Genomic DNA, 609 nt, shown 5'->3' on the forward strand with positions numbered 1-609 from the left:
CTGCGCCAGCGTCCGGCGCAAAGCCTGGTCCTGATCCTGGTCACCGACGGCGACAACAATGCCGCCGAAATCGACCCGCTGACCGCCGCCCGCCTGGCCGCCGAAGAAGGGGTGAAAATCTACCCGATCGGCATCGGCGCAGACCCCGAGCAAACCGGCTCCCTGGGCATCCTCGGCGTCAACCCGAGCCTCGACCTCGACGAACCGGCCCTCAAGGCCATCGCCGAGGCCACCGGCGGCCGCTACTTCCGCGCCCGCGACGGCAACGAACTGCTGAAGATCAAGGAAACCCTCGACCAGCTCGAACCCGTGGCCCAGCAACCCACCCAGGCCCGCCCCGCCCAGGCGCTGTACAGCGCGCCGCTGGCGTTGGCGCTGATCCTCAGCATGCTGCTGGTGATCCAGGAACGCTGGCCGGATAACGCCCTGCAACGCCTGTTCAGCAAACTCTCAAGCAAGGGCCGTTTCCTGCAACCCAATCCTGAATGGCGTGAACGCCTCAAACGCCTGCGTTTGCGGAGGCGTCGATGATCGCCCTGTGGCCGCACTGGTTCCGCCCCTGGTGGCTGTTGCTGCTGCCGCTGCTCGGCTGGTTGCTGTGGCAGTTGT

Annotated in this window: 1 protein-coding gene; it reads left to right on the top strand. The window is 66.7% G+C overall.

Annotation, left to right across the window (positions count from 1 at the left end; translation table 11 throughout):
* On the top strand, window positions 1-531 hold a 531-nt coding region (locus tag HX846_RS38670), incomplete at its 5' end, for a VWA domain-containing protein (RefSeq protein ID WP_178967633.1).
* Between the last annotated feature and the right edge of the window lie 78 nt (window positions 532-609).

Source organism: Pseudomonas sp. K5002, from assembly GCF_013386655.1.
Taxonomy (GTDB): Bacteria; Pseudomonadota; Gammaproteobacteria; order Pseudomonadales; family Pseudomonadaceae; genus Aquipseudomonas.